Below are 22,158 nucleotides of genomic sequence, written 5' to 3'. Positions count from 1 at the left end.
AAACTTTTTAGTGATATTTGGAGTCTAATGGTTACAGAGGTTTGGTTCGGACGTGGTTGCTATAGGTTCAGGTCTTACCAACAGTGAACGCTTGGCAATAGAAGGGGGAGATTTTCGGTGGGATTGTTTGATGATGATTTCTATTCAACTAAAGTTTCGCGGTCCAGAGGGGATGAAGCATCAAAGGGATCGTTTGCTAATCGTAGACATTCTGTACGCAGATCGCGTAAGGGTTTATCTACCTGGCAAATATCCGCCGTTTGCTCCTTAGTCAGCGCTGTGGTGGCAGTTTTGTTATTCAGTATGTTTACAGGCCAGATGAGTCATGAGACTGCTCAGAAGCCGGTTGTAGCAACTGGAAATGTTGCCCCAAGCAGTAGTGATCCATTTGACCGGATTATTCAAGCTGCTGCCACGGTTCGCCCTGCAGTAGTAAGTATTATCAATCATAAAGAAGATAATGAAGAATTAAACATTCTGGATGAGTCTGCACTAGGCTCAGGAGTGATCTATAAAAAGACAGGGAATAAAGCATTTATCATTACCAATAATCATGTCATCGAAGACTCCGGTAATCTCGAAGTAGTTACAGTGAACGGAGAGACTCGTAAGGCAACACTCGTTGGAACGGATAAAGTAAGCGACATTGCGGTACTCTCTATTGATGCCAAAGGAATCGATACCATCGCGCAGCTCGGTGATTCCTCTAAGCTTCGTCTAGGTGAAACGGTCATTGCTATCGGTAATCCGCTAGGACTTGGTGATACATTGACCTCGGGGATTGTTAGCTATACTGAACGGATGGTTCCCGTATCCCTTAATCAGGATGGAGTATATGACTGGGAACAAGAAGTGATACAGACCGATGCGGCGATTAATGAAGGAAACAGTGGCGGCGCATTAGTGGATCTGGATGGCAAGGTCATTGGAATTAACACAATGAAGATTTCAGATACGGGTGTAGAGGGTCTGGGTTTTGCAATTCCTGCGAATCATGTGATAGATATCGCTAATGAGCTGGCTGAAAAAGGACATATTGCCCGTTCGTACTTGGGTGTATATTCAGTTGACTTGAACAATCCGTACGTTCCACTAGCAGAAGATCAACGCAATGAATTGAACCTGCCGAACAGTGTTAAGGATGGAGTAGTTGTTCTAGAAGCCGTTGGCCCTGCGAAGGAAGCTGGACTGCAATTCAATGATGTCATTACCAAATTTAATGATCAATCAATCATATCTACCCTTTCTCTTCGCAAGTACTTATATAATCATACGAAGATCGGTGATGATCTGAAAATTACTTACTATCGAAACGGCGAGGCCAAACAGGCAACAGTTAAACTTCTTGAAAAACCACAGGAATAATATGCTGGAAGTCGGTATATAATGATATAGCAGTTACGACAAGTAGAGCGGACTACCCCTTCGATTCCGAGGGGGTACCTTCTTGAAAAAGCGGATAAAAGTAACGTTTTTGGAAAAGCTATTTTTCTAAAACCATGATAATTATGCCAAATAAAGGATCTATTTAGGGAATAAACACTAAGTGGCAGCCCTTACATTGGAAGGTAATACTTATTAGGGCAAAAACGGATATATTCGGATGCTTGCTTGCCTTTGCTAATCAGGTGTGGTAATATGATATCAATCATACATTTAGTCCCTAATTCTCGCATTGAAAAGGGCTGTCATATTTGGTAATACAACCTTTTTCAATGTGTGAATTTTTTCTTTGTTTGAAGATAAAAAGAACATATTAATTTAAATTTGTGGAGGTAACACACATGCAAACAGGTACAGTTAAATGGTTCAACGCAGAAAAAGGATTCGGATTTATCGAAGTTGAAGGCGGAAGCGACGTATTCGTTCACTTCAGCGCAATCACTGGCGACGGCTTCAAAACTTTGGACGAAGGCCAACGCGTTGAATTCAACGTTGTTCAAGGCAACCGTGGACCACAAGCCGAAAACGTTGTAAAACTGTAATAATAGAAGAAACCGTCCCAGCTTGTGAAAGTTGGGACGGTCTTTTTATATCTAGTTACTCACTATTGACTTACAGGATGGGAGGAACGGCAATGAACTACCGGAAGAAACCTTTGGAAGAAATACCGGAAGAAAATACCGCAATTTGGGCATGTACCAATGAGGGATGCAACGGATGGATGAGGGATAATTTCGCATTTGAACATGCGCCTTCTTGCCGTCTATGTGACTCTCCAATGGTTCGCAGCACGAAGATGCTACCCCAATTGCTTAATTCGAATGGCGATCTCAAATCGCTGAAGAAGGGTATTTCCATCTAACCAATACCTAAATGAGTCAAGCATTTAATAGAACGACGAACCACTCAAGACGGGTAAACCGTCTTATTTTTTTTGCTTTCTTTATGCTAAATTGTGATCTTTGTCACAAATCATTTGAATTTCACCGTTAAATGACTATCTTTATGTGACATTTATCACAAAAAGAAGTTTAAATTTTTGACAGAATATAATTAACGAAAAGGGGAGAAGGAAGGGACAAATATGGATACAGTAATGCTGTCGCGTGTACAATTTGCGTCGACGACAATATTCCACTATTTCTTTGTACCGGTATCAATCGGACTAGCGCTCTTGATTGCAATCATGGAGACAATGTACGTTAGAAAAGGTAATGAAGAGTACAAAAAAATGGCGCAGTTCTGGGGAAAGCTATTCCTCATCAATTTTGCAGTAGGGGTAGTTACAGGAATCTTGCAGGAATTTCAGTTCGGGATGAACTGGTCCGATTATTCACGTTTTGTTGGTGATGTATTCGGGGCTCCGCTTGCAGTTGAGGCATTGGCAGCCTTTTTTCTGGAGTCTACTTTTATTGGGATATGGATATTCGGCTGGGATAAGGTGTCCAAGCGAGTACATTTACTGTCCATCTGGCTGGTAGCATTCGGTACGATGTTATCTGCATTCTGGATTCTAGCGGCTAACTCTTTTATGCAGCATCCTGTGGGTTTTGAGATAAATAATGGACGTGCAGAAATGAATGATTTCTTCGCGCTTATTACGAACGGACAATTGCTGGTTGAATTCCCACATACAGTACTGGCTGCTTATGCAACAGGTGCTTTTCTTGTAACTGGTATTAGTGCTTATAAAATATTGAAGAAACAAGAGGTTTCTTTCTTTAAGAAGTCTTTTCAGATTGCAGCCATCGTAGGGATTATTTCTTCTATTGGTGTAGCTGTTGCTGGTCACGCCCAAGCGCAATATTTGGTTGAAACTCAACCAATGAAAATGGCAGCTTCCGAAGGACTGTGGGGTAAGAGTGGTGACCCGGCACCTTGGACCGTATGGGCAAACATTGATCCAAAGAATCAAATTAGTAGTGGAGAATTTCAAATTCCTTATATGCTGAGTTTCCTTTCATACAGTAAATTTTCCGGTGAAGTTAAAGGTATGCTTGAGCTGCAAGCGGAGTATGAGCAAACCTATGGCCCCGGTGACTATATTCCACCTGTACGTACGACATTCTGGAGTTTCCGGATCATGGTTCTAGCAGGAACGTTAATGATTGTATTGGGAATGTACGCTATGTACTTAATGTGGCGCAAAAAAATGGACCGTCCGAACACTTGGTTTATGCGGTTTATGTTATGGGGCTTGTTGCTTCCTCCGATTGCGAATACAGCCGGTTGGGTTATGACCGAATTCGGGCGTCAGCCATGGACGGTATTCGGACTGATGACAACGGAAGACAGTGTGTCGCCTAATATTACAAGTGGTCAAGTTCTGTTCTCCGTGATTTCTTTTACAACGATTTATTTAATTCTAGGATTAGTGTTGGTCGGATTGTTTATTAAAGTGATTAAAAAAGGTCCTTATGCGATGGATAACGATCACGGCGATTCGAATGATCCATATAACGAGGAGGGTTCCCATGATATCTCTTAATGAATTGTGGTTTGTGCTGATTGCAGTTCTGTTTATAGGGTTCTTCTTCCTGGAGGGTTTCGATTTCGGCGTAGGGATGGAAACACAAATTCTCGCTAAAAATGATACAGAGCGCCGTGTTCTGATTAACTCGATCGGACCCTTCTGGGATGGGAATGAGGTATGGCTTATCACAGCTGCGGGTGCAATGTTTGCGGCTTTCCCGGAGTGGTATGCAACGCTGTTTAGTGGATTCTATATTCCTTTTGTATTTGCCTTATTAGCTTTGATAGCGCGTGGTGTCGCTTTTGAATTCAGAGGTAAACGTGATTCATTGGCTTGGAAAAGAACTTGGGATGCTTGTATCTTTATCGGCAGCTTCCTTCCACCATTCCTCTTGGCAGTAGTATTTGCAAGCTTTATCAAAGGGTTGCCTATTGATGGGGATATGCAAATGTATGCAGGGTTCACAGATATCGTGAATGTGTACACTGTAGTAGCAGGGCTTACTGTTGTCCTTCTGTGCCTGGTGCATGGTCTTATGTTCACAACGCTGCGTACAGTGGGTGATCTACAGGTTCGCGCTCGCAAGTTGGCTCAAAAATTGCTAATCCCACTCGCAGCTTTATTTACTGCTTTTGTGATTATGACTTATAATATGACGGATATTTTCGAGCAACGTGGAACGATTCTTATGATTATTGTAGCCCTGGGAGTTATCGCCTTTGTACTGTCCGGTTACTTCATGACGAAGAAGAAGGATGGCTACGCTTTTGGAATGACAGGAGCGGTAATGGCGCTTTCGGTAACTTCTATCTTTGTAGGATTGTTCCCGCGTGTTATGATTAGTTCAATTGATCAAGCTTTTAATTTGACGATCACCAATGCGGCTTCGGGCCATTACTCTTTGAAGGTAATGACGATTGTGGCACTGACTATCCTTCCGTTCGTATTGGGATATCAAATTTGGAGTTACTTTGTCTTTCATAAACGGGTTCACGAGAAGGAGCATCTTGAATACTAATGGATAAAAACTTGCTTGGGTATAAAGGAGTTAAGCCAGTCTTTCTGATTGTAGGCTTCCTTACCCTGGTGCAAAGCTTGTCCATACTTCTGCTGGCTAAATCGCTGGCAGAAGTCATCTCTGCGCTATTTGCGGGAGAACCTCTGAAGGAACAATGGGGCACTGCGCTATTGTTCCTTCTTGCATTTCTTGTGCGCCATGCTTGTGCTATGCTGATGAGCCGTGTCTCTTACCGCTTCGCGGAAGCAACGGGCAGCACTATGCGGAGGGAAATGATGGACAAGCTCTTCCAGCTTGGCCCTAGAATGGTGGGCGGGCGTGGAACCGGGGATCTTGTTACACTAGTGCTGGAAGGCGTAACTAAATTCCGCACGTATCTGGAAGCGATCATTCCTAGAATGGTAGGGATGTCTGTTACACCGATCTTGGTGCTTATTTACGTCTTTACGATGGACACTACGAGCGGGATTATTCTTACGGTAACTATGCCGATTATTATTGTTTTTATGATTTTGATTGGGATGACGGCCCGTAAGCAAATGGATCGGCAATTGAAATCGTATCGTACATTATCTAATCATTTCGTAGACTCATTACGTGGGCTAGAAACATTAAAATTTCTAGGACGCAGTCGTAGTCATAGCGACAGCATTGCTACTGTCAGCGATCGTTATCGCTCGGCGACCATGCGTACGCTGCGAGTGGCCTTTTTGTCATCGTTCGCCCTGGATTTCTTCACTATGCTGTCAGTAGCTTCTGTAGCGGTAAGTCTTGGTTTGCGGCTTGTAAATGAACAAATGACATTGGTTACGGGCTTAACGATTCTAATCTTGGCTCCGGAATATTTCCTGCCTGTCAGATTGGTAGGTTCAGATTTCCATGCTACTTTGGATGGGAAAGAAGCCGCTGAAGCAATGAAGAGCATTATAGATCAAGATGAGGTGAAGGCTGAAGTAATCGTCCCTAACGGTGATCTATCTGTCAGTTCTGCAGCAAAAACATTGGAACAAATATTCACTTGGCATGAGAATAGCGTGCTCACATTAAATGACGTTAGCGTGAAGTATGAGGAAGCAGGGCTTTCTTCGCTGGAAGCGCTGAACCTGCAATTTAAAGGAGCTAGCAAAATTGGGATTATCGGAGAGAGCGGGGCCGGTAAATCTACTTTAGTGGATATATTAGGGGGCTTCTTACACCCTACTTCAGGAAGTATCACGGTTAACGGTACTACGGTTAGTGCATTAACGGATGAGGCTTGGCGAAAACAGACCTCGTATATCCCGCAGCGTCCGTATATTTTTAGCGGTACGTTAGCTGATAATATACGTTTTTATTACCCTGAGGCTTCTATGGAGGCTGTTGCCGCGGCAGTGAAAGCTACTGGTTTATCGGGTTTGGTGGATACTCTTCCGCATGGCTTAGATGAGATGATTGGTGGCGGCGGCCGTTCGTTCAGCGGTGGCCAGGAGCAACGGGTGGCATTAGCCCGGGCACTGCTTAGCAGCCGTCCGATTATGCTTCTAGACGAGCCAACGGCGCATCTGGATATTGAAACGGAATATGAGCTGAAGGAGACGATGGTGCCCCTTTTTGAAGGAAAGCTGGTCTTTCTGGCTACCCATCGCCTGCACTGGATGCTCGATATGGACATTATTGTAGTAATGAAGCAAGGCCAAGTGGCAGAAATCGGTACCCATCAGGAGTTACTTGCCCGCAAGGGTGCGTATTATGAGTTGATTGGGTCGCAATTGGAGGGAATCCATTGAAACGTGAAGGATGGTTTGCTCCCTATGTATCGTCGTATTTTTGGCGTTTTGTGCTAATTATTGTGCTTGGGGCGTTGACGATTTTTACTGCCTCTTCATTGATGTATACTTCAGGATTTCTGATCTCAAAAGCGTCTACACCAGTCGAAAATATCCTGATGATCTACGTGCCGATTGTTGGTGTACGTACGTTCGGAACAAGCCGGGCAGTCATTCACTACGTGGAACGGCTGATTGGGCATGACACCATTTTACGGATTCTTTCTAAAATGCGTGTGCGCCTGTACAATATTTTGGAGCCACAGGCCTTGTTCCTGTCGTCGCGTTTCCGTACTGGGGATATTCTCGGGATGTTAGCTGATGACATCGAATATTTGCAAAATGTATATCTGAGAACCGTATTTCCAAGTGTTATTGCTTTATTGATCTACGGGGTTGCAGTGATTGCGTTGGGCACCTTTGATATCGGTTTTGCGTTATTAATGGCTTTGTATATTTTGGTGTTGGTCGTGGTATTGCCGCTTATATCTTTGTTGTTCACCCAGAAACGTCAACGTGAAGTGAAGGTAGAGCGTAATCGCCTCTATCAAAAGCTGACGGACGCCGTTCTCGGTATGGGCGATTGGGTCATTAGTGGACGGCAAAGCCAGTTCGTGGAGACCTATGAAGCAGATGAGAAAAAAGTGGCCAAAACTGATGCAGCGCTGCGCAGCTGGGCGCGTCTACGTGCGTTCATCGGGCAAGCAGTCGTTGGGGTTGGTGTACTTTCGATGTTATATTGGGCCGCCGGGGAGTATGCGGATGGTGCTATTGCAGGTACGTTGATTGCGGCGTTTGTCTTGGTTGTTTTTCCTGTAGCAGATGCTTTTTTGCCAGTATCCGAAGCGGTGGAGAAAATCCCGCAGTACCGTAACTCGCTGGAGCGGTTGTCTGGAGTGGTCGGAGAAGAGCAGAATATAGTTTCCGAACAGGCATCTGTAGTCGATGTTCTACCTCAGGCCATAAAAAGTGCTCATATCAAGCTCGAAAATGTGGGTTACCGCTATGGATCAGAGGATAATTGGTCGGTTCGTGATCTCAGCCTCGACATCCCACAAGGCAAAAAAATTGCCATCATCGGCCGTAGCGGGGCAGGGAAATCGACGTTGTTAAAGGCTATTCAAGGGGTTATCCAACCTTCTGCAGGTTCGGCTATGATTAATGGAATCGCGGCTGCTGCCTATGGCGATAACATTCCGTCTATTATAGCGGTGCTAAATCAAAGCCCACACTTATTTGATACTACGGTAGCGAACAATATTCGCATGGGTGATCCGAAGGCTTCCGAACAAGCGATTAAAGAAGCTGGAGCATTAGCCAAAATGGATACGCTGATCTCCTCGTTACCAGATGGATACAATACCTTTGTCCGTGAAGCAGGGCAACGTTTCTCCGGTGGAGAGCGCCAGCGGATAGCGTTAGCTCGTATTTTGCTGCAAAATACACCTGTCGTCATTCTTGACGAACCGACCGTAGGGTTGGACCCAAGCACGGAGCGTGATCTTTTGCAGACGATGTTTGAAGCTATGGACGGTAAATCTCTGATCTGGGTAACGCATCATTTGGTTGGTGCGGAGCAGATGGATGAAGTGATTTTTATGGAAAATGGCTCGGTAGAAATGCGTGGAACCCATGCAGAGCTGATGGAAAAAGAACCACGTTACCGCAGATTGTATGAGCTGGATCGTCCAGTGGAGTTTCTAGGGTAGGATGGAGAGTTTGCAGATAACATTTATAGAAATTAGAGAGATATTAGTGAAGAGATTCCTTTTGCCCGTTTGGGGTGGGAGGAATCTTTTTTTTTGGTAGGGTAAGAATATAGACAATGGATGAACAGATTGCTGGAATGGATAGATAGGAGTTCCATTTTCGTGGGAAGTATGGTAGAACAATAGAAGGAGTATTAGGCCGCAGCGGCACAGAAAGGGATGCTTGGTTGAATGTATGTAGTATGTAAAGAACATGTAGAGTTAGCCATCGACAAATTTGTGGACGAGTATGAGGATGCACCTGATATTGTGGACTTGAAGGAGACCGAGTTCTCGGACTGGGACCCGCCGGCCAAATGTGCGGAATGTGAGAAGAATGCGGAATATTTAGTGGTCTAAAGGACTGTTAAAATTTATTAAAAACACCTTGCAGTCCCGAAAATGGGCCGCAGGGTGTTTTTTTGCATGAAATAATATATGTGTTAGCCGATTAGGTCTTATGCATCTGCTGCATCTACTATGTCGGTCAGCAAGCTACTTCGGTTGCCTCGGCGGTAGAGAATAGCTGAGATGATGGCGATCAATGCTGCAATAGAGAGTCCCCAGTAGATATTGGAGTAGGCTGCAGAAAGCGGCAGTCCGCGCTGCCATTCCAGAGCGCTTGCGGCCATAGCTACGCTGAAGGCGCCGCTAAAGAATTGCAGCAGCTGGAACAGGCCCATCCCAGAGCCGATTTGCGAAGAAGGCAGAATCCGAGAGATTTCATTGGATACACTACTGGACAGTGTCGTGAAGGCCAGACTCATAATCATATAGATGAACATGACGGCAATCCATGACCGCCCAGCAAAGAAAGCGAATAGGATGGTAGCGGTCAATACGAGCAATGGTGCAAAACGTAAAATCCCCGCATTGCCATAACGGTCAATGATTCGTCCCACGGAGCGGGAGACAAAGATGGCGAGCAGCGAACCCGGAAAGATCACAAGCCCGGCATGGCTTGCGCTGAAGCCGAAACGGTGAGTCAGAATCTGCGGCAGCAGGAATAACGTGGCAAAGCTGCACAGGTAGGAGGCAACTCCGATCAGAGCCAACACTAGATATGAGCGGTTACGGAAAAGCTCCGGCATCACGAATGGATCAGGTGTGCTGCGGATACGGCCAACAAATAAAGCAATGGCGACAATTCCGGCGATCAAGGCAATCCACAGCCCGCTGGTCAGGAACAGCAGCAGCCCGGTCGTGCCGACGCCGAAGAACAGCCCGCCAAGCACATCAAAGGAGCCACGGGTGGGTACTTCTTTGGGCAGCAGAATAAGGAACAGCGGCACTAGAAGCAGAATAGCTGCCGTTACAGAGAATAACCAAATCCAACCGAGATATTCGACGATGGCTCCGCCCGCGACCGGCCCAAGCCCTAGACCCAGCGAGACGGCTGACATAATTGTCGCCATTGCTTTGCCGCGGCGGGCTTGCGGGATATAGCGGGTAAACAGGACAAGAGATAAGGACATTACCGCGCCCGCGCCCGAGGCCTGGAGAATGCGAACGATAAGCAGGAAGATAAAGTTGGTGCTGAAAAAGCCGGCAACAGCCGCGAGGCCCAGCGTCAACAAGCCTATAACCAACAGACGGCGAATCGGCAGAAAATCAGAAAGCCGGCTGTACGTGATTGAGGCAATCGAGAACATAATGGAATACCCAGTGACAATCCAAGAAGCGGACGCAGCCGTAATCCCAAATGCTTCGGTCACATCAGGCAGCGCCAGATTGAACATAGCCGTATTCATGATGACGAGAACCACAGCGACACTGAACAGCAGGGTCAGTAGGCCTTCTCGTGGAAGAGGCGCTTCCGGAACGGAGGCTTCATGATCCGCATTCGCGGAGAGGTTATTTACAGAAGTCATGTGCGAAGCGCTCCTTTTATTATTGTTTAATAGTTCGATTACTTACGAACAATTGAAATATAGCATGCGTTGATATAAAATGCAATTAGGAACACCAATATTTTTTTCGCATTCATCGTACGACAAAAGGGGATAATCATCCGTGAAAATACTATTTCATCCGGACCGCAAGGACATTCAGCTTGCCTCCGTATTGTATGCACTCAGCGATCCGATTCGCTTACATATCGTATCGGATATTCACTTAAATGGAGAACAGGCTTGCAACGGCTTCAACGTCCCTATCGCAAAATCCACCATGTCTCACCATGCCCGTACTTTGCGCGAGTCAGGGGTTGTTTTTACACGAGTTCAAGGAACACAGCGCATGTTGTCCCTGCGGACTGAGGATCTTAATGCACGTTTCCCAGGCTTGCTGGACTCTATATTGAGTGCTTATGAAGCTGGGGAGCAACCGGATTTTGTGATGGAGGAGCAGGGGGAGAGTAAGTAGGGGGGATTGAACCTGCTGAGGACGGGGAATACATGAAATTCTAGATTCAGGCAATCTAGGAATACTGGGGATCAGGAGATCCAGGGATTGCATAAAAAATAGGCCATTTAGAGAATGCGCAAGAGTAAGCCGTTTTAATTGTCGTTTCTTTTCCAACAAATATGTGATAGAACAGAAGGACTTACTAAAACTACAAGGGACGCCCAGTGCGCGTCCTTTTGCTATTTCTATAGAGGATTATGACAGGAGGCACTTATGCTTATTCAAATTATTGGCGTAGGAAAATTGAAGGAAAAGTACTTGATCGATGGCATCGCGGAGTATGCAAAACGGCTGACACCATACCTGAAGTTTCAGGTCATTGAGGTGGCAGATGAAAAAGCACCCGATTCTCTAAGCGAAGCAGAGGTGGTGCAGGTGAAGGGACGCGAGGGCGAACGCATCCTCGCACAGATTAAGAGCGAGGCGCATGTCATTGCGCTCGCGATCGACGGCAAGCTGTGGAGCTCGGAAGAGCTTGCCGCAGAAATTGACCGGCTCGGCACCTACGGGACAAGCCATGTCGTGTTCGTCATCGGAGGGAGCCATGGGCTCTCCGACGAGGTCATGCGCCGCGCGCAGCAACGCATGAGCTTCGGGCGTATGACGCTGCCTCATCAGCTCATGCGCCTGGTGCTGGTGGAGCAGGTGTATCGCGCGGTGAAGATCAATCGGGGGGAACCGTATCACAAGTAGGGCGAAATTTTTGGGGTGAAACGCCAGGAGCCTGTTAGAGCTTGTTGGGCGGGGAGGATAGATATAAAGAATTTTTACATTGATAGTGAATTTTTTTTCAGTTATAGTCATGGAGAAACACAGGTTTTATTACTTTTTGTTGTTTTCCCGCTATCTGTTAAATGTTGAAAGGATGATGCCAGATGATTAATACAACAGAATTGTCCGCCCGCATAATTTCTTGGAGGGTGACTATACTTTAACCCTCCTTAAAATTGGAGGTAAATCTGTGAAAAGTGATTTTATCGCAAAACATTGGTATGCCAGTATGTATGAAAAGTTCGAAAACCAAACACATGACGTCGATTTTCTATTAAGAGTACTTACAGAGCAAACAGGCAACCAACCACAAAATATACTTGAAGTCGCCTGCGGCGGTGGTAGGATCTGTGTCCCTCTTGCAAAGGCGAATCATTTCGTTACAGGCTTTGATGTCGATGAACATATGCTCCTGAACTGTTATCGCCGGATGTCGGGCTTAGCAAATATACGCTGTTACCAAGCTGATGCAGCAATTTCCGTATGGGGCGTTGCTTTTGATCTCGTAGTCATGGCAGGTAATATTTTGATTAATATTGAAAGCGAAATTGATTACAAAGAGGCACAAAAGACTCTTATTAAAAATGCTGCTGCGGCGCTTCGCACGGGTGGACATCTTTATATGGATTTTGACCTGCATAATAATCCAACGGCCCGGTTCAATAGGTTGAAAGAGAGCAGCTATTTCAAAGGGACAGACGAATTGGGCACGAATGGTCGAACCGTTAGTTATGGGAGCGTGTATGACCCCATAACCCAAATTTGTACCGGAACTGGTCATTGGGAGCTTACCACAAATAGTGGTGAGCAAATCAATATAACCAAGTGCTGGTATAAGCACATTCCTACGCAAATGCAAGTTTACGATTGGCTATCAGATGCAGGGTTTACCATAGAGCATACCTATCAAAATTATACGGCTGAACCAATTCCGGAGCCGATTGGTGAAGCTACAAATCGCGCTATTATATGGGCAAGAAAGTTATAATTTTTCATGTAGGTCTGAAGCACTCTTTTGGCTTATACTTTTGCTGAACTACTATAGTAGTTGAATAAATCAAGATAAGGCCATCCACTATAGGATGGCCTTAAAACTTGCCGTTATAGACAGCGCGGTGAACCTTATCACAAATAGTGGTAAAGCGGAGAACAGAACTCAATATTAGTTTAAATGACTTGAAATGCACGGCATAACGGTTGAAAGCCAATACAATTGAAATAACAAAAATGTAAAAAGAGCCTCCACTTCGATTTTAGTGGAGGCTCTTTTAAGGCTGCTAATCAATGCGCCAGATGCTCGCTCATACTTATGTAAAATTAAATGTTTGCTACTTGGCAATGCTAGGCACCCATAATTCCTGCTCAATTTTGGCTCCAGGAGCCAAATAATTCTCTATACATGAGGAGTGAAGAGTTTATGGTTACCTCAGCTGAGAGCGATATTCAGGATATTGTAGGTATGCTTCGTGACGCTAATGATGAGAAGATACGCGTGGCGAAAAATGTACTTAAAGAATTATTATGAGATACGTCCCTCAGAGCAAATGAGGTCATTTAAAACAAGCGCACAAGCCATTGGCTTGTGCGTTTTGCTGCAGCTTAAGTATAGTTCTTATTTTATGATTAATGGTAATAGTCTGAAATTTAATTTTCTAATAATCTTATTAATTTAAACGGGAGCGGCCATGTCGTCATTTATCGGATTTATAGTAGTTATTATCGTATTACCCATCTTAACTGGGATGAAGCAGGGGACTAAGAAGAAGAGAGAACGCAGTACGGCAAGCGGAAACCTGCTGTTAAGAAAAGCAATAACAAAAGCGTGAAAACGACCTTTAACCGTTCTTCAACAACATGCAGACCTGACGATGTACTTTTAAGAACACCTTTGGACAAACTAGCATTGCCGTTATTTATGGATCATAAGGAGGAAGAAATGACTGAATTACTAGCTCCAGCAGGAAATATGGAAGCTTTAAAAGCTGCAATTTCTAATGGTTGTGATGCCATATACTTAGGAATGCAAAAATTTGGTGCGCGTGCATACTCATCTAATTTTGATTTAGAATCGTTACAAGAGGCGGTTACGTATGCGCACCTGAGGGACGTTAAACTCTATGTTACAATGAATACCATCGTTTTTGAAAACGAAGTTGAAGAGATGAAAGAGCAGATCCACGAATTAAATAAAATCGGTGTGGATGGCATTATCGTCCAGGATCTGACTGCGTTCGATTATATCGTTAAAAACTTTCTTGATATGGAAGCACATTGTTCAACTCAAATGGGAATAGACGATTTAGACGGAACTTTATTATTAAAAGAACTTGGTGCCAAAAGAGTTGTTCTGTCCCGTGAGGTTGAGATTGAAAAAGTAAAAGAGATCAAAAGAAAAGCTGAGATACCTTTAGAAATTTTCGTTCACGGTGCTTTATGTGTATCTTACTCGGGAAACTGTCTAATGTCAGGATTAATGGGTAATCGAAGCGCAAATCGCGGAAGATGTGTGGGGTCATGCCGTAAGGAGTATGAACTCATGGATAAGACAACAGGTACATCTTTAGGGAAAAACCATATTCTATCTACCAAGGACTTAAACACAATCGACTATATCGAGGATTTAAAAGAAATCGATTCTTTAAAAATAGAAGGCCGAATGAAAGTGCCTACGTATGTTGCTAATGTTGTATCCAAATATCGCATGGCCTTAGATCATAAAATAACCGAAGTAGATAAAGAAAATCTGAAAAAAACATTCAATCGAACATTTACTAAAGGATATTTGTTTCACGAAGATAGGAGAAATATTACAAACATTTTAAGACCTAATCACTTTGGTTATGAAATTGGAACAATCAGCAAGATTGTTAAAGATAGGTATGAAATAACACTTACACGTCCTTTAAATCAGAACGATACCATTCGAATCAGTCACAACAATGAAGATGTTAATTTAACGGTTGCAAAACTGTACGATAAAGAGGGCGAATTAATCAACAAAGCAGATGATGTCTGCTATATCAAAATCAAAGAAAAGATGTCTACGGGAGATTTAGTATATAAAACGAAGGATTATTTCTATAACAAAGAATTAGAATCATCACTGGAAAAAGAATTTAAGCGGTTTAACCTCGATATTAGAGTATATGCACGTCCAGATTCAAAGCTTGTCATAGATGCGGAGGGCTTAGGCTGTCATTATTCATATGAAAGCGAGGAAATACTAGGCGAAGCCATTAATAATCCAACAACAAAAGACCAGGTAATCAAGCAATTTTCAAGATTAAATGATACGATATTCGAACTTAATCATGTGGATTTTGAGGAATGCAATGCTTTTATTCCAGCTAAACTGTTAAATGCAGCAAGAAGAGATATTGTACTGGGCTTATATGACCTAAAGCTTAACAGCCAGAAGAAAAGAACCAAGGCTTTGGAAGCAAAAGAAAAAATAAGTTTTGCCCCTGAAAAACCATACTTTACGGCCTCTGTAACGACTAAGGAGCAGTATGATGCTTGCGTGAGCTGTGGAATTAAGGAAATCTATTATGAAAATGTTGTTAGAAGAAATCAGAATCGTTATAAGGAAAAAGAAGGGCAGCTACTAATCGGAGGATATGGCGGAATTTATCACTACAGAGAAACGAATCCGTTTGTTACGGACTATTCTCTAAATGTTGTTAATGCTACTAGTTGCTATGAATTATATAAATTAGGTGCAAAACGAGTCACTTTATCTTATGAATTGAATAAGAGCCAAATTGAAGATTTAAGGAATGCCTATTATGAAGAAAATGACGGCTATCCTGCACTGGAAATGATTGTATATGGCAAGGTTCCTTTGATGTTTACAAAATATTGTCCGATGAAAAAAATGAATCAATGCAGAATTTGCAAAACGAAGAGCTATGAGTTAAAAGATGAGCACGGAACGTTCCCTATCATTTCCCATAATGATTGTACAACGACTCTCCTTAATGGGAAGACGCTTAATCTTTTAGATGAGCTACAAAACATCAAAGGAATCGAGGCGCTCAGATTAAACTTCACAGTTGAATCCAAAGAGCGGGTTGTGAAAGTCATTAATATGGCGTCAGGCAAATTAAATGGCTCTATGAATAATGCTGTCTTTAATCAGGAAACAGACACAAGAGGACATTTTAATAAAGAGATTGTGTAGGTAGCCAAAGGGATGACGCTGTCTTCCTTGCTAATCGTTCAGCTTAACATAAAAGAACAAGAAAGAGCCGCCCAGTACCGGGCGGCTCTAAAACTTGCCGCTTCAACCATCGCAGTGAACGTGTCAGAAGTAAGGAAAAGTCTTTTGGAGAGGCGACTGCTTTTCAGCAGAAATCCCCTTATCGTTGAATCTACATTGGTTAGTTGTAGAAATCTTAGGATCGAATTAACCTTCGAATTTAAGGACGATAGACTAGGTCCAAAACATCGAACTTCTAGTTAAGATGCTTAGGTAGTCCTAACATGATAGGTTAACTATCACGAAGAAATCGAATAGTAGTGTAGATTAATTAACGATATCTCTGAACCCAGCTCTACCTTGTGTCCCTGGAAGAGGCAGCCGAGGCCGCGCGGATGCTGTATCGTAAAAGAAGATTTTTGGAGAGATTGGCGCAGGGCGGGGAGAGTGCGGAGTGAACAGCGAAAGAGTTAAGGGATGAAGGAACAGTGAGGCCTTCAATTTCGTTCTATAGATGTTACGGTGAACCGTATCATAAGTAGGGGCAAGTTTCTTTCATTTTGGGTTGGTGGTCTTAGTGATAAAAACTTGGATTATAGTCAGAACGGGGTTCAAGCACGTGGCGGATCGGGAAGGGGAACATATAACAAGGATGCCTGCGGAGAATCTTCCCTCTGCCCGATAAGAAAGAAAATGCCCCCTCTGCTATTTTGGCGGAAGGGGCCGGTTCCTTACATCAAAAACAGTAATCAGGATGTTGTTGTTCTTTCCGCAAGTGTAGTAATCGACTCAATGTCTTGATCGGTTAATAGATCTAGAAAATGCTTGCGTATTGCCTTTGAGACTATGGGAAGGGCTTCGTCTAAGGCTGACCTTCCGGTGGAAGTAATGATGACTTGAACACCGCGATCTGTGTCTAGAGGTTTTCTTAGAACTAGACCTCGTTTTTCCATCCGCGTTAGATGATGTGATAGTCGGCTCTTATCCCAGTCCATCGAGTCAGCTAATTCCTGTTGGCGAAGCTTACCATTGCCAAATTGGACTAGCCGGTCTAATACTCCAAAATCACCTTCTGAGAGTCCTGTGTGTTCAGACATTTCTTTTACAACCCGACCGAAGATTCGTTTAAAGGAGCCTTTCCACATATTCCATATCCGCATTTCATCTTCGTTAAGTTCGTTTATATCCATACGAATATAATATCACGGTTGACGCATCAACCACAAGGTGTTACTATGTATCCATAGGTTGATATGTCAACTTAAGGGAGTGGTATTGTGTTTAGGTTGATGCATCAACTCGACCGTGCGCCTTGCGCTCCTCGATAAGGACGGTCCGACAGGCAAATTTTTAAACGAGAGACGTCAGCTACCTTGGTAATGTAATCACGAGCGACGTATCACCGAGAGATCCACGAAACCTAAAGGCGTAACGCCTTCCCCTACAAATATATAAGGAGTGTGTTATTAAATGGAATATGTGAAGCTTGGACGCAGCGGGTTAGAGGTTTCGAAGTTAAGCCTTGGAACCATGAGTTTCGGCGTACCTGAACGCGGCAATACTCCATGGTCTCTGGATGAGGAGCCAAGCAGACTGATTATTAAAAGGGCACTCGAATTGGGCATCAACTTTTTCAGTACCGCCAACATGTATTCCGACGGAACAAGCGAAGAAATCCTCGGGCGTGCCTTAAAGGACTTCGCTCATCGTGACGAAGTCGTCATAGCTACAAAGGTATTTGTTCCGATGCGCAAAGGTCCGAATGCTATGGGACTTTCCCGCAGGGCCATCATGACCGAAATTGATAACAGTCTAAGACGACTCGGAACAGATTACGTCGATGTGTACCAGATCCATCGGTGGGATCCAAATACGCCGATTGAAGAGACGATGGAGGCTCTTCACGATTTAGTTAAGGCGGGCAAGGTCAGATACCTCGGAGCATCTTCCATGCTGGCATGGCAGTTTGCGAAAGCTCAGCATGTTGCAGAGCGCAACGGTTGGACACGGTTCGTCTCTATGGAGAATAGATTAAACCTGCTCTACCGGGAAGAAGAAAGAGAAATGCTCCCCCTTTGCAGAGACGAGGGAGTTGGCGTCACTCCTTACCTGCCTTTGGCTGCAGGCCGGTTAACTAGGGATTGGAATGATCAGACCTCACGATCCGAGAATGACCAGATAGCTAAAACGTTGTTTATTAAAACGGAAGAAGCTGATCGTAAAGTAGCAGAGAGAGTTGCGGAAGTCGCTGCTAACCAAGGAATTCCACGCGCACAAGTTGCTCTTGCATGGTTGCTGCAAAAAGAAGAGATCACCGCCCCAATTATCGGTTCGACCAAGACCAGCCATCTCGAAGATGCCGTTTCGGCGTTGTCAGTTAAATTGACACCTGAAGAAATTACCAGTTTAGAAGAACTTTATGTACCACATCCATTAGTATAAATTGGACACATCTATACAACGAATCCTATGTATTGAACTCTTCATGGAAACTCCCACGAAAGGGGAGCCACAAAAGAGTGCTTTGACTTTCAGATGAGAGAAGAGGCTCTCGATTGAGGCGTTGTCATAATAAATGCCTCGGCGTGACATGCTGATTTGGGCTCCAATCTGTGGCAGCATGTCGTGGTATGCATGGGACGTGTACTGGTATCCCTGATCGCTGTGAACGATCAGTCCAGTCACGTCTTTATGCGTTTCAAAGGCCTTTTTAAATGTATCTAATACAAGTGGATTGTCATTACATCTGCTGATATGGGAACCCCACAATCTCGCCTTTAGTGACTCAGGATAATGTTTAAACTTCTGACCTTTTATTGCTTTCTTCCAGTCTTTTGCATGCCCAATTCTTTAGGGCTAAACTCGGGTCTATTCAATATAATCATGCAGTCGTATTATTTTAAGGTAATCGAGGGGCATCCAACCTTGCTATTCCACTTTAGTAATTTTCCATGATTAGGACGTTTTTTATGCGAATTAAACTTCGATTTTTCCAATCTATTATGTTCACGCACGGCTCTCATTTGCCTGGTATGTCTTACATCATTGCGGCGTTCTCTCGCTTTGAGTTGGCTAAGCATAATGAGCAACCCCAAAGTGCCGAGCACATAAGAAGCCACCCCTTGTGTCGGGGATGGCGTTGTTTTACATGGAAATGTATATTTTGTGGTCGAGTTGAACTTTGTGCTTGGATACATTACGGTAAACCAATTAAAAAATGAGATGATCTTACCTGGCTTACCAGACTATCCCCTCCTAAAATCTGTAGGCAAAAATGCCCGGAAGCTGACGGGATGTTTTTTTGTGCAGTCGTGGATAGTTCCATAAATCGCAGGGGATTTGGACTCGGTTGCTTGACTGTATTAGAGTCAGCGTATAACACAATCTTCGTCGGATTGCAAAAAGTTGGATTTTCGCCGTTAGCCAATTTCATTTCCTATAGTTGTAGTAATTTATATAAAATCTGTAATATAGCAGATAAATGTGAAAAAAACGCTTTTTAGTAACTTCCATCATATCCCAATAAAGGTTTTTCACGGTAGAGTAATTTGGGGTCATTCTGGAAGAGTTTAGAACGCCTGAGGTGGCTGAGCAAATAGGGAGAGGATGAAAATTATAGAAAATCTGGAATGGAAAATCTGAAAGAATGGGTGAAGAAAACATTTCATAATTAGGGAAGTGTTCAACATGAATTTGTTTCGTGAAAGTCCAATTGTCCCTAGATCTTGGATATCAATTCAAGAGTATTCAAAGCGGGAACAGACACAGTGGGATCGTGTCTTTCAAGAGTCAAAGCGTAGCCCAGTGTCCCCCAGAACCAAAACAGCAGGGCGGGAACTGAGCCGCAAACTAGCGAAGCACGGCAATTTGGTACATGTGACGCAAACGGAACTAGAAAGCATAAGTACCTCTGTTGCCCCGCCTCATTTGTTTCTATTGGCAGATGATGAAGGGATGTGCCTGCAATTATTTGCTTCTTCTAAACAATTGAATCAGTTGAAGGAGCATTATATAGCACCTGGAACACATTTTGCTATGAAGGATTTAGGAATCAATGCTATTTCTATAGCGATGGAATCTGGAAGTACTACAGTAGTAAAAGGGGAAGAGCATAGCCTCGAGTTGTTTTTCTCGTGGTCCTCCATCTGTACCCCTATTCAATCAGAGGGGAAAGTTCTCGGTTATTTAAATATGTCCTTTGATTCAGTAGAAGATGTGATCTTTGCAGTACTGTTGGTGGAGAAGATCGTACGCAATATAGAGGAGCGTTTGGATTGGATGAATCCCATTGCGCAAAAGAAACGAATCAATCGGAATTTCGAGGACTTTCATTTGACAAATAAGGAAAAGGAAGTTGCTTATTGCTGGCTGGAAGGCCACAGCCGTTCAGCGATTGCCCAAATGCTTACTATCTCTCAGGAAACGGTCCGTTTTCATGTGAAACATATTTATGAGAAGGTAGGGGTTAACCATCAGGTTGAGTTTGTGAAGAAAGTAATGTTTTCTGGAATTGATAAGAGTTAACCTGGCTTGACGTCGTTTAGCAGTATAGTTCACCCGGGCAATTACATGACTCTAGAAACCTACCCTTTGGGGTAGTTAACAAAAAACCTAGAGGTTAGTAAAATGTTTCTATAAGTTGAAAAAAGAGTTATATGTGGTTTCGAGTGAAGAAGGTAGAAGGCTGATAGGCTTTGATCTAATTATGATGTCTCCACAGCGGTGTTCGTTCAACGACAATTATACAGAAATTTTATATATTGCTTAAATTTGATGATTTATTGGCAAACGATAGGTTGGATGACTTGCCAAAACTCGATTCTTCATTGAAGGGAGAATAAATTTGCATATGAAAATATTAGAAATAGGAAAAGAATTTAAAATTGAGAATGTGTTGTCTTTGAGAAAGAAAATGACTCAACAAGAAATACAACAGGAAATGATGAGTATTGGTGAATTCCTTGAGCAAAACAGTTTTAAAAAAAATGGTCCCATTGTAACTGCTACCTTTGCAATTGAGCAATCAAATGAACAGCCACTATTAGATACAGAGATTTTGGTTCCAATAGATAAGCCTGCAAATTTGTATGGTAAATATAAATTTAAAGATGTCTTTCACCTCATAAATGCAGTTTATGCTAGACATGAAGGCAATCCCAATACGTTACAGAATACATATAACGAATTAAATCAGTATATTAGTGAGAAGGGACTGCAACCGATAACAGCAGCTTATAATGTAAATGTTGTTGACTTAAACCCGGGGCAATCCATGGATGATATGATTGTGGATGTTTATGTAGGAGTAAATCCATCAATCGTATAAATGACGATTTTAGCTGTAATTTTTTGCTTCATAGTACTAGTCTATGTATCAGGATTACAGTTGAAATACATAAATGAAGTAAAAATAGTAAAGGAGGATTAATAATGACAAGCGCACTGATTCTTAAGAATAATAATTTTATTGAGTTAACAAATGATGAATTGATGTTTGTAGATGGCGGAGGTGTTTGGCAAGCCCTTGTAGGGGCAGCGGGAGCCATCGCTATTGGAGCTGCTCCTCTTGTGGGCGTACTTGCGGGGATTGGCGGTAGCGTTGTGGGTACGCCTGTGATAGGAGTAGCAGCAGGTATTAGTGCATCAGCTGCTATGGTATCATCAGGTGCATATATGTTAGATTATGGTACAAAAAAATAATTTGAATAAGGAGGAGTAAAAAATGGAACTATCTATTTCCCATGGTTTTTTTGAACTAAATGAATCTGCATTGTCCGAAATAAATGCAGGCGGTGTTTGGGGAATAATTGGTGGCGTAGCTGAGGTAGTTAGTGGTGTAGCTGGAATAGTTGGAGGAATAGCAGCTTTAGCCGTCCCTGAACCTACAATGGCAAGCAAATTTGCAGGAGCAGCAGCGATATCAATTGGAATAGGAGCTGTTGGTGGAGGTATTGCCAGTATTTCGTCAAACTGGAAATAAACTTTTTAATATGTTTGTGTGCAAGAAGGTAAAGATGCCTTCTTGCACAAATTTTTTTTAACATTAATTAGTCTGTGAGTGATTAAAATCCTAAGTTTTAGGAGGTGATGAATATAATGGCGAAAAAAATTAAAACTTTAAGAGTTTCTCTGCTCTTTTCTATACTATGTATTATTACATCAGGAATCAACTACTTAAATAATAAATTGCCTGTAGTTGGGATATTGCTTATTGTAATTTCAGTTGCGTTTATAATTCAAGTTGTTGCTTATACAATAGAAATGAAAAACATTAAAAATAATAGTGTGAAATAAAA

General features: G+C 43.1%; 21 protein-coding genes and 1 pseudogene. 19 read left to right on the top strand and 3 right to left on the bottom strand.

Going from position 1 to position 22,158, the window contains the following annotated elements:
* Positions 1–117: 117 nt before the first annotated feature.
* The 8 genes from NST40_RS30840 to NST40_RS30805 all read left to right on the top strand — a co-directional run bounded on the left by NST40_RS30840 (position 118) and on the right by NST40_RS30805 (position 8,847).
* Positions 118–1,365, top strand: a complete 1,248-nt coding sequence (locus tag NST40_RS30840; RefSeq protein WP_076124305.1) for a trypsin-like peptidase domain-containing protein — start codon at positions 118–120, stop codon at positions 1,363–1,365.
* Positions 1,366–1,784: 419 nt separating this feature from the next.
* Complete coding sequence (locus NST40_RS30835) at positions 1,785–1,985, top strand: cold-shock protein (protein WP_019914582.1); 201 nt, start codon at positions 1,785–1,787, stop codon at positions 1,983–1,985.
* 92 nt (positions 1,986–2,077) lie between these two features.
* On the top strand, positions 2,078–2,305 hold the full coding sequence (locus NST40_RS30830) for a cold-shock protein (protein WP_036677829.1): 228 nt from the start codon (positions 2,078–2,080) through the stop codon (positions 2,303–2,305).
* Positions 2,306–2,527: 222 nt separating this feature from the next.
* On the top strand, positions 2,528–3,931 hold the full coding sequence (locus NST40_RS30825) for a cytochrome ubiquinol oxidase subunit I (protein WP_076124303.1): 1,404 nt from the start codon (positions 2,528–2,530) through the stop codon (positions 3,929–3,931).
* Positions 3,918–4,934 (top strand): cytochrome d ubiquinol oxidase subunit II, encoded by a 1,017-nt coding sequence (cydB, locus tag NST40_RS30820; RefSeq protein WP_076191480.1) that lies wholly within the window; start codon positions 3,918–3,920, stop codon positions 4,932–4,934. Before NST40_RS30825 ends, cydB begins: the two co-directional genes overlap by 14 nt.
* Positions 4,934–6,700 (top strand): thiol reductant ABC exporter subunit CydD, encoded by a 1,767-nt coding sequence (gene cydD, locus NST40_RS30815; protein WP_076219261.1) that lies wholly within the window; start codon positions 4,934–4,936, stop codon positions 6,698–6,700. The genes cydB and cydD overlap by 1 nt, the downstream gene beginning before the upstream one ends.
* Positions 6,697–8,448 carry a thiol reductant ABC exporter subunit CydC gene (cydC, locus tag NST40_RS30810; protein WP_341004185.1) on the top strand — a complete coding sequence of 584 codons (1,752 nt, stop codon included), beginning with the start codon at positions 6,697–6,699 and terminating at the stop codon, positions 8,446–8,448. Before cydD ends, cydC begins: the two co-directional genes overlap by 4 nt.
* Before the next feature lie 231 nt (positions 8,449–8,679).
* Positions 8,680–8,847 carry a CxxH/CxxC protein gene (locus NST40_RS30805; protein WP_063829780.1) on the top strand — a complete coding sequence of 56 codons (168 nt, stop codon included), beginning with the start codon at positions 8,680–8,682 and terminating at the stop codon, positions 8,845–8,847.
* Positions 8,848–8,945: 98 nt separating this feature from the next.
* On the opposite strand, the gene NST40_RS30800 is transcribed toward NST40_RS30805, so the two are convergent.
* Positions 8,946–10,358: an MFS transporter gene (locus NST40_RS30800; RefSeq protein WP_081398230.1), complete on the bottom strand. Its 1,413-nt coding sequence runs from the start codon at positions 10,356–10,358 to the stop codon at positions 8,946–8,948.
* Between the two features lie 142 nt (positions 10,359–10,500).
* Here NST40_RS30800 and NST40_RS30795 point away from each other — a divergent pair, with 142 nt between their 5' ends.
* The 5 genes from NST40_RS30795 to NST40_RS30775 all read left to right on the top strand — a co-directional run bounded on the left by NST40_RS30795 (position 10,501) and on the right by NST40_RS30775 (position 15,844).
* Complete coding sequence (locus NST40_RS30795; protein ID WP_076276325.1) at positions 10,501–10,851, top strand: helix-turn-helix transcriptional regulator; 351 nt, start codon at positions 10,501–10,503, stop codon at positions 10,849–10,851.
* Between the two features lie 255 nt (positions 10,852–11,106).
* Complete coding sequence (gene rlmH, locus NST40_RS30790; protein ID WP_036677839.1) at positions 11,107–11,586, top strand: 23S rRNA (pseudouridine(1915)-N(3))-methyltransferase RlmH; 480 nt, start codon at positions 11,107–11,109, stop codon at positions 11,584–11,586.
* Between the two features lie 268 nt (positions 11,587–11,854).
* Positions 11,855–12,652, top strand: a complete 798-nt coding sequence (locus tag NST40_RS30785; protein ID WP_076218800.1) for a class I SAM-dependent methyltransferase — start codon at positions 11,855–11,857, stop codon at positions 12,650–12,652.
* A 697-nt stretch (positions 12,653–13,349) separates the two neighbouring features.
* Positions 13,350–13,490: a hypothetical protein gene (locus NST40_RS30780; RefSeq protein WP_179086990.1), complete on the top strand. Its 141-nt coding sequence runs from the start codon at positions 13,350–13,352 to the stop codon at positions 13,488–13,490.
* Between the two features lie 110 nt (positions 13,491–13,600).
* Complete coding sequence (locus tag NST40_RS30775) at positions 13,601–15,844, top strand: U32 family peptidase (protein WP_076276324.1); 2,244 nt, start codon at positions 13,601–13,603, stop codon at positions 15,842–15,844.
* 767 nt (positions 15,845–16,611) lie between these two features.
* Here NST40_RS30775 and NST40_RS30770 read toward each other — a convergent pair.
* Positions 16,612–16,959 (bottom strand): MarR family transcriptional regulator, encoded by a 348-nt coding sequence (locus NST40_RS30770; RefSeq protein WP_256718960.1) that lies wholly within the window; start codon positions 16,957–16,959, stop codon positions 16,612–16,614.
* Positions 16,960–17,332: 373 nt separating this feature from the next.
* Here NST40_RS30770 and NST40_RS30765 point away from each other — a divergent pair, with 373 nt between their 5' ends.
* Entirely contained in the window at positions 17,333–18,304 is a 972-nt protein-coding gene (locus NST40_RS30765; protein WP_076220813.1) for an aldo/keto reductase, read from the top strand.
* Positions 18,305–18,391: 87 nt separating this feature from the next.
* On the opposite strand, the pseudogene NST40_RS30760 reads toward NST40_RS30765, so the two are convergent.
* Positions 18,392–18,619: pseudogene (locus NST40_RS30760) on the bottom strand (DDE-type integrase/transposase/recombinase); the annotation flags it as partial.
* Positions 18,620–19,549: 930 nt separating this feature from the next.
* On the opposite strand from NST40_RS30760, the gene NST40_RS30755 reads away from it, so the two are divergent.
* The 5 genes from NST40_RS30755 to NST40_RS30735 all read left to right on the top strand — a co-directional run bounded on the left by NST40_RS30755 (position 19,550) and on the right by NST40_RS30735 (position 22,156).
* The gene (locus tag NST40_RS30755) at positions 19,550–20,386 is read left to right on the top strand and encodes a helix-turn-helix transcriptional regulator (protein WP_076219975.1); all 837 of its coding nucleotides are present in this window, start codon (positions 19,550–19,552) and stop codon (positions 20,384–20,386) included.
* Between the two features lie 325 nt (positions 20,387–20,711).
* Positions 20,712–21,188: a hypothetical protein gene (locus NST40_RS30750; protein WP_218640427.1), complete on the top strand. Its 477-nt coding sequence runs from the start codon at positions 20,712–20,714 to the stop codon at positions 21,186–21,188.
* Positions 21,189–21,292: 104 nt separating this feature from the next.
* Positions 21,293–21,562: a hypothetical protein gene (locus NST40_RS30745; protein ID WP_076219976.1), complete on the top strand. Its 270-nt coding sequence runs from the start codon at positions 21,293–21,295 to the stop codon at positions 21,560–21,562.
* A gap of 22 nt (positions 21,563–21,584) precedes the next feature.
* Positions 21,585–21,842 (top strand): hypothetical protein, encoded by a 258-nt coding sequence (locus tag NST40_RS30740; RefSeq protein ID WP_076219977.1) that lies wholly within the window; start codon positions 21,585–21,587, stop codon positions 21,840–21,842.
* A 116-nt stretch (positions 21,843–21,958) separates the two neighbouring features.
* Complete coding sequence (locus NST40_RS30735) at positions 21,959–22,156, top strand: hypothetical protein (protein WP_076219978.1); 198 nt, start codon at positions 21,959–21,961, stop codon at positions 22,154–22,156.
* Positions 22,157–22,158 lie beyond the last annotated feature (2 nt).

It is taken from the genome of Paenibacillus sp. FSL R10-2778, assembly GCF_038593035.1.
Classification (GTDB): domain Bacteria; phylum Bacillota; class Bacilli; order Paenibacillales; family Paenibacillaceae; genus Paenibacillus_AQ; species Paenibacillus_AQ odorifer.
The sequence above is the reverse complement of the archived record's forward strand: the minus strand, read 5'-3'. Positions and strand labels throughout refer to the sequence as shown.

Coding starts and splice junctions, on each gene's coding strand:
- NST40_RS30755 (WP_076219975.1), top strand. CDS start 19,550: ATGAATTTGTTTCGTGAAAGTCCAATTGTCCCTAGATCTTGGATATCA.
- NST40_RS30770 (WP_256718960.1), bottom strand. CDS start 16,959: ATGTCTGAACACACAGGACTCTCAGAAGGTGATTTTGGAGTATTAGAC.
- NST40_RS30825 (WP_076124303.1), top strand. CDS start 2,528: ATGGATACAGTAATGCTGTCGCGTGTACAATTTGCGTCGACGACAATA.
- cydB (WP_076191480.1), top strand. CDS start 3,918: ATGATATCTCTTAATGAATTGTGGTTTGTGCTGATTGCAGTTCTGTTT.
- NST40_RS30765 (WP_076220813.1), top strand. CDS start 17,333: ATGGAATATGTGAAGCTTGGACGCAGCGGGTTAGAGGTTTCGAAGTTA.
- NST40_RS30830 (WP_036677829.1), top strand. CDS start 2,078: ATGAACTACCGGAAGAAACCTTTGGAAGAAATACCGGAAGAAAATACC.
- NST40_RS30835 (WP_019914582.1), top strand. CDS start 1,785: ATGCAAACAGGTACAGTTAAATGGTTCAACGCAGAAAAAGGATTCGGA.
- rlmH (WP_036677839.1), top strand. CDS start 11,107: ATGCTTATTCAAATTATTGGCGTAGGAAAATTGAAGGAAAAGTACTTG.
- NST40_RS30780 (WP_179086990.1), top strand. CDS start 13,350: ATGTCGTCATTTATCGGATTTATAGTAGTTATTATCGTATTACCCATC.
- cydD (WP_076219261.1), top strand. CDS start 4,934: ATGGATAAAAACTTGCTTGGGTATAAAGGAGTTAAGCCAGTCTTTCTG.
- NST40_RS30775 (WP_076276324.1), top strand. CDS start 13,601: ATGACTGAATTACTAGCTCCAGCAGGAAATATGGAAGCTTTAAAAGCT.
- NST40_RS30745 (WP_076219976.1), top strand. CDS start 21,293: ATGACAAGCGCACTGATTCTTAAGAATAATAATTTTATTGAGTTAACA.
- NST40_RS30750 (WP_218640427.1), top strand. CDS start 20,712: ATGAAAATATTAGAAATAGGAAAAGAATTTAAAATTGAGAATGTGTTG.
- NST40_RS30800 (WP_081398230.1), bottom strand. CDS start 10,358: ATGACTTCTGTAAATAACCTCTCCGCGAATGCGGATCATGAAGCCTCC.
- NST40_RS30805 (WP_063829780.1), top strand. CDS start 8,680: ATGTATGTAGTATGTAAAGAACATGTAGAGTTAGCCATCGACAAATTT.
- NST40_RS30740 (WP_076219977.1), top strand. CDS start 21,585: ATGGAACTATCTATTTCCCATGGTTTTTTTGAACTAAATGAATCTGCA.
- NST40_RS30735 (WP_076219978.1), top strand. CDS start 21,959: ATGGCGAAAAAAATTAAAACTTTAAGAGTTTCTCTGCTCTTTTCTATA.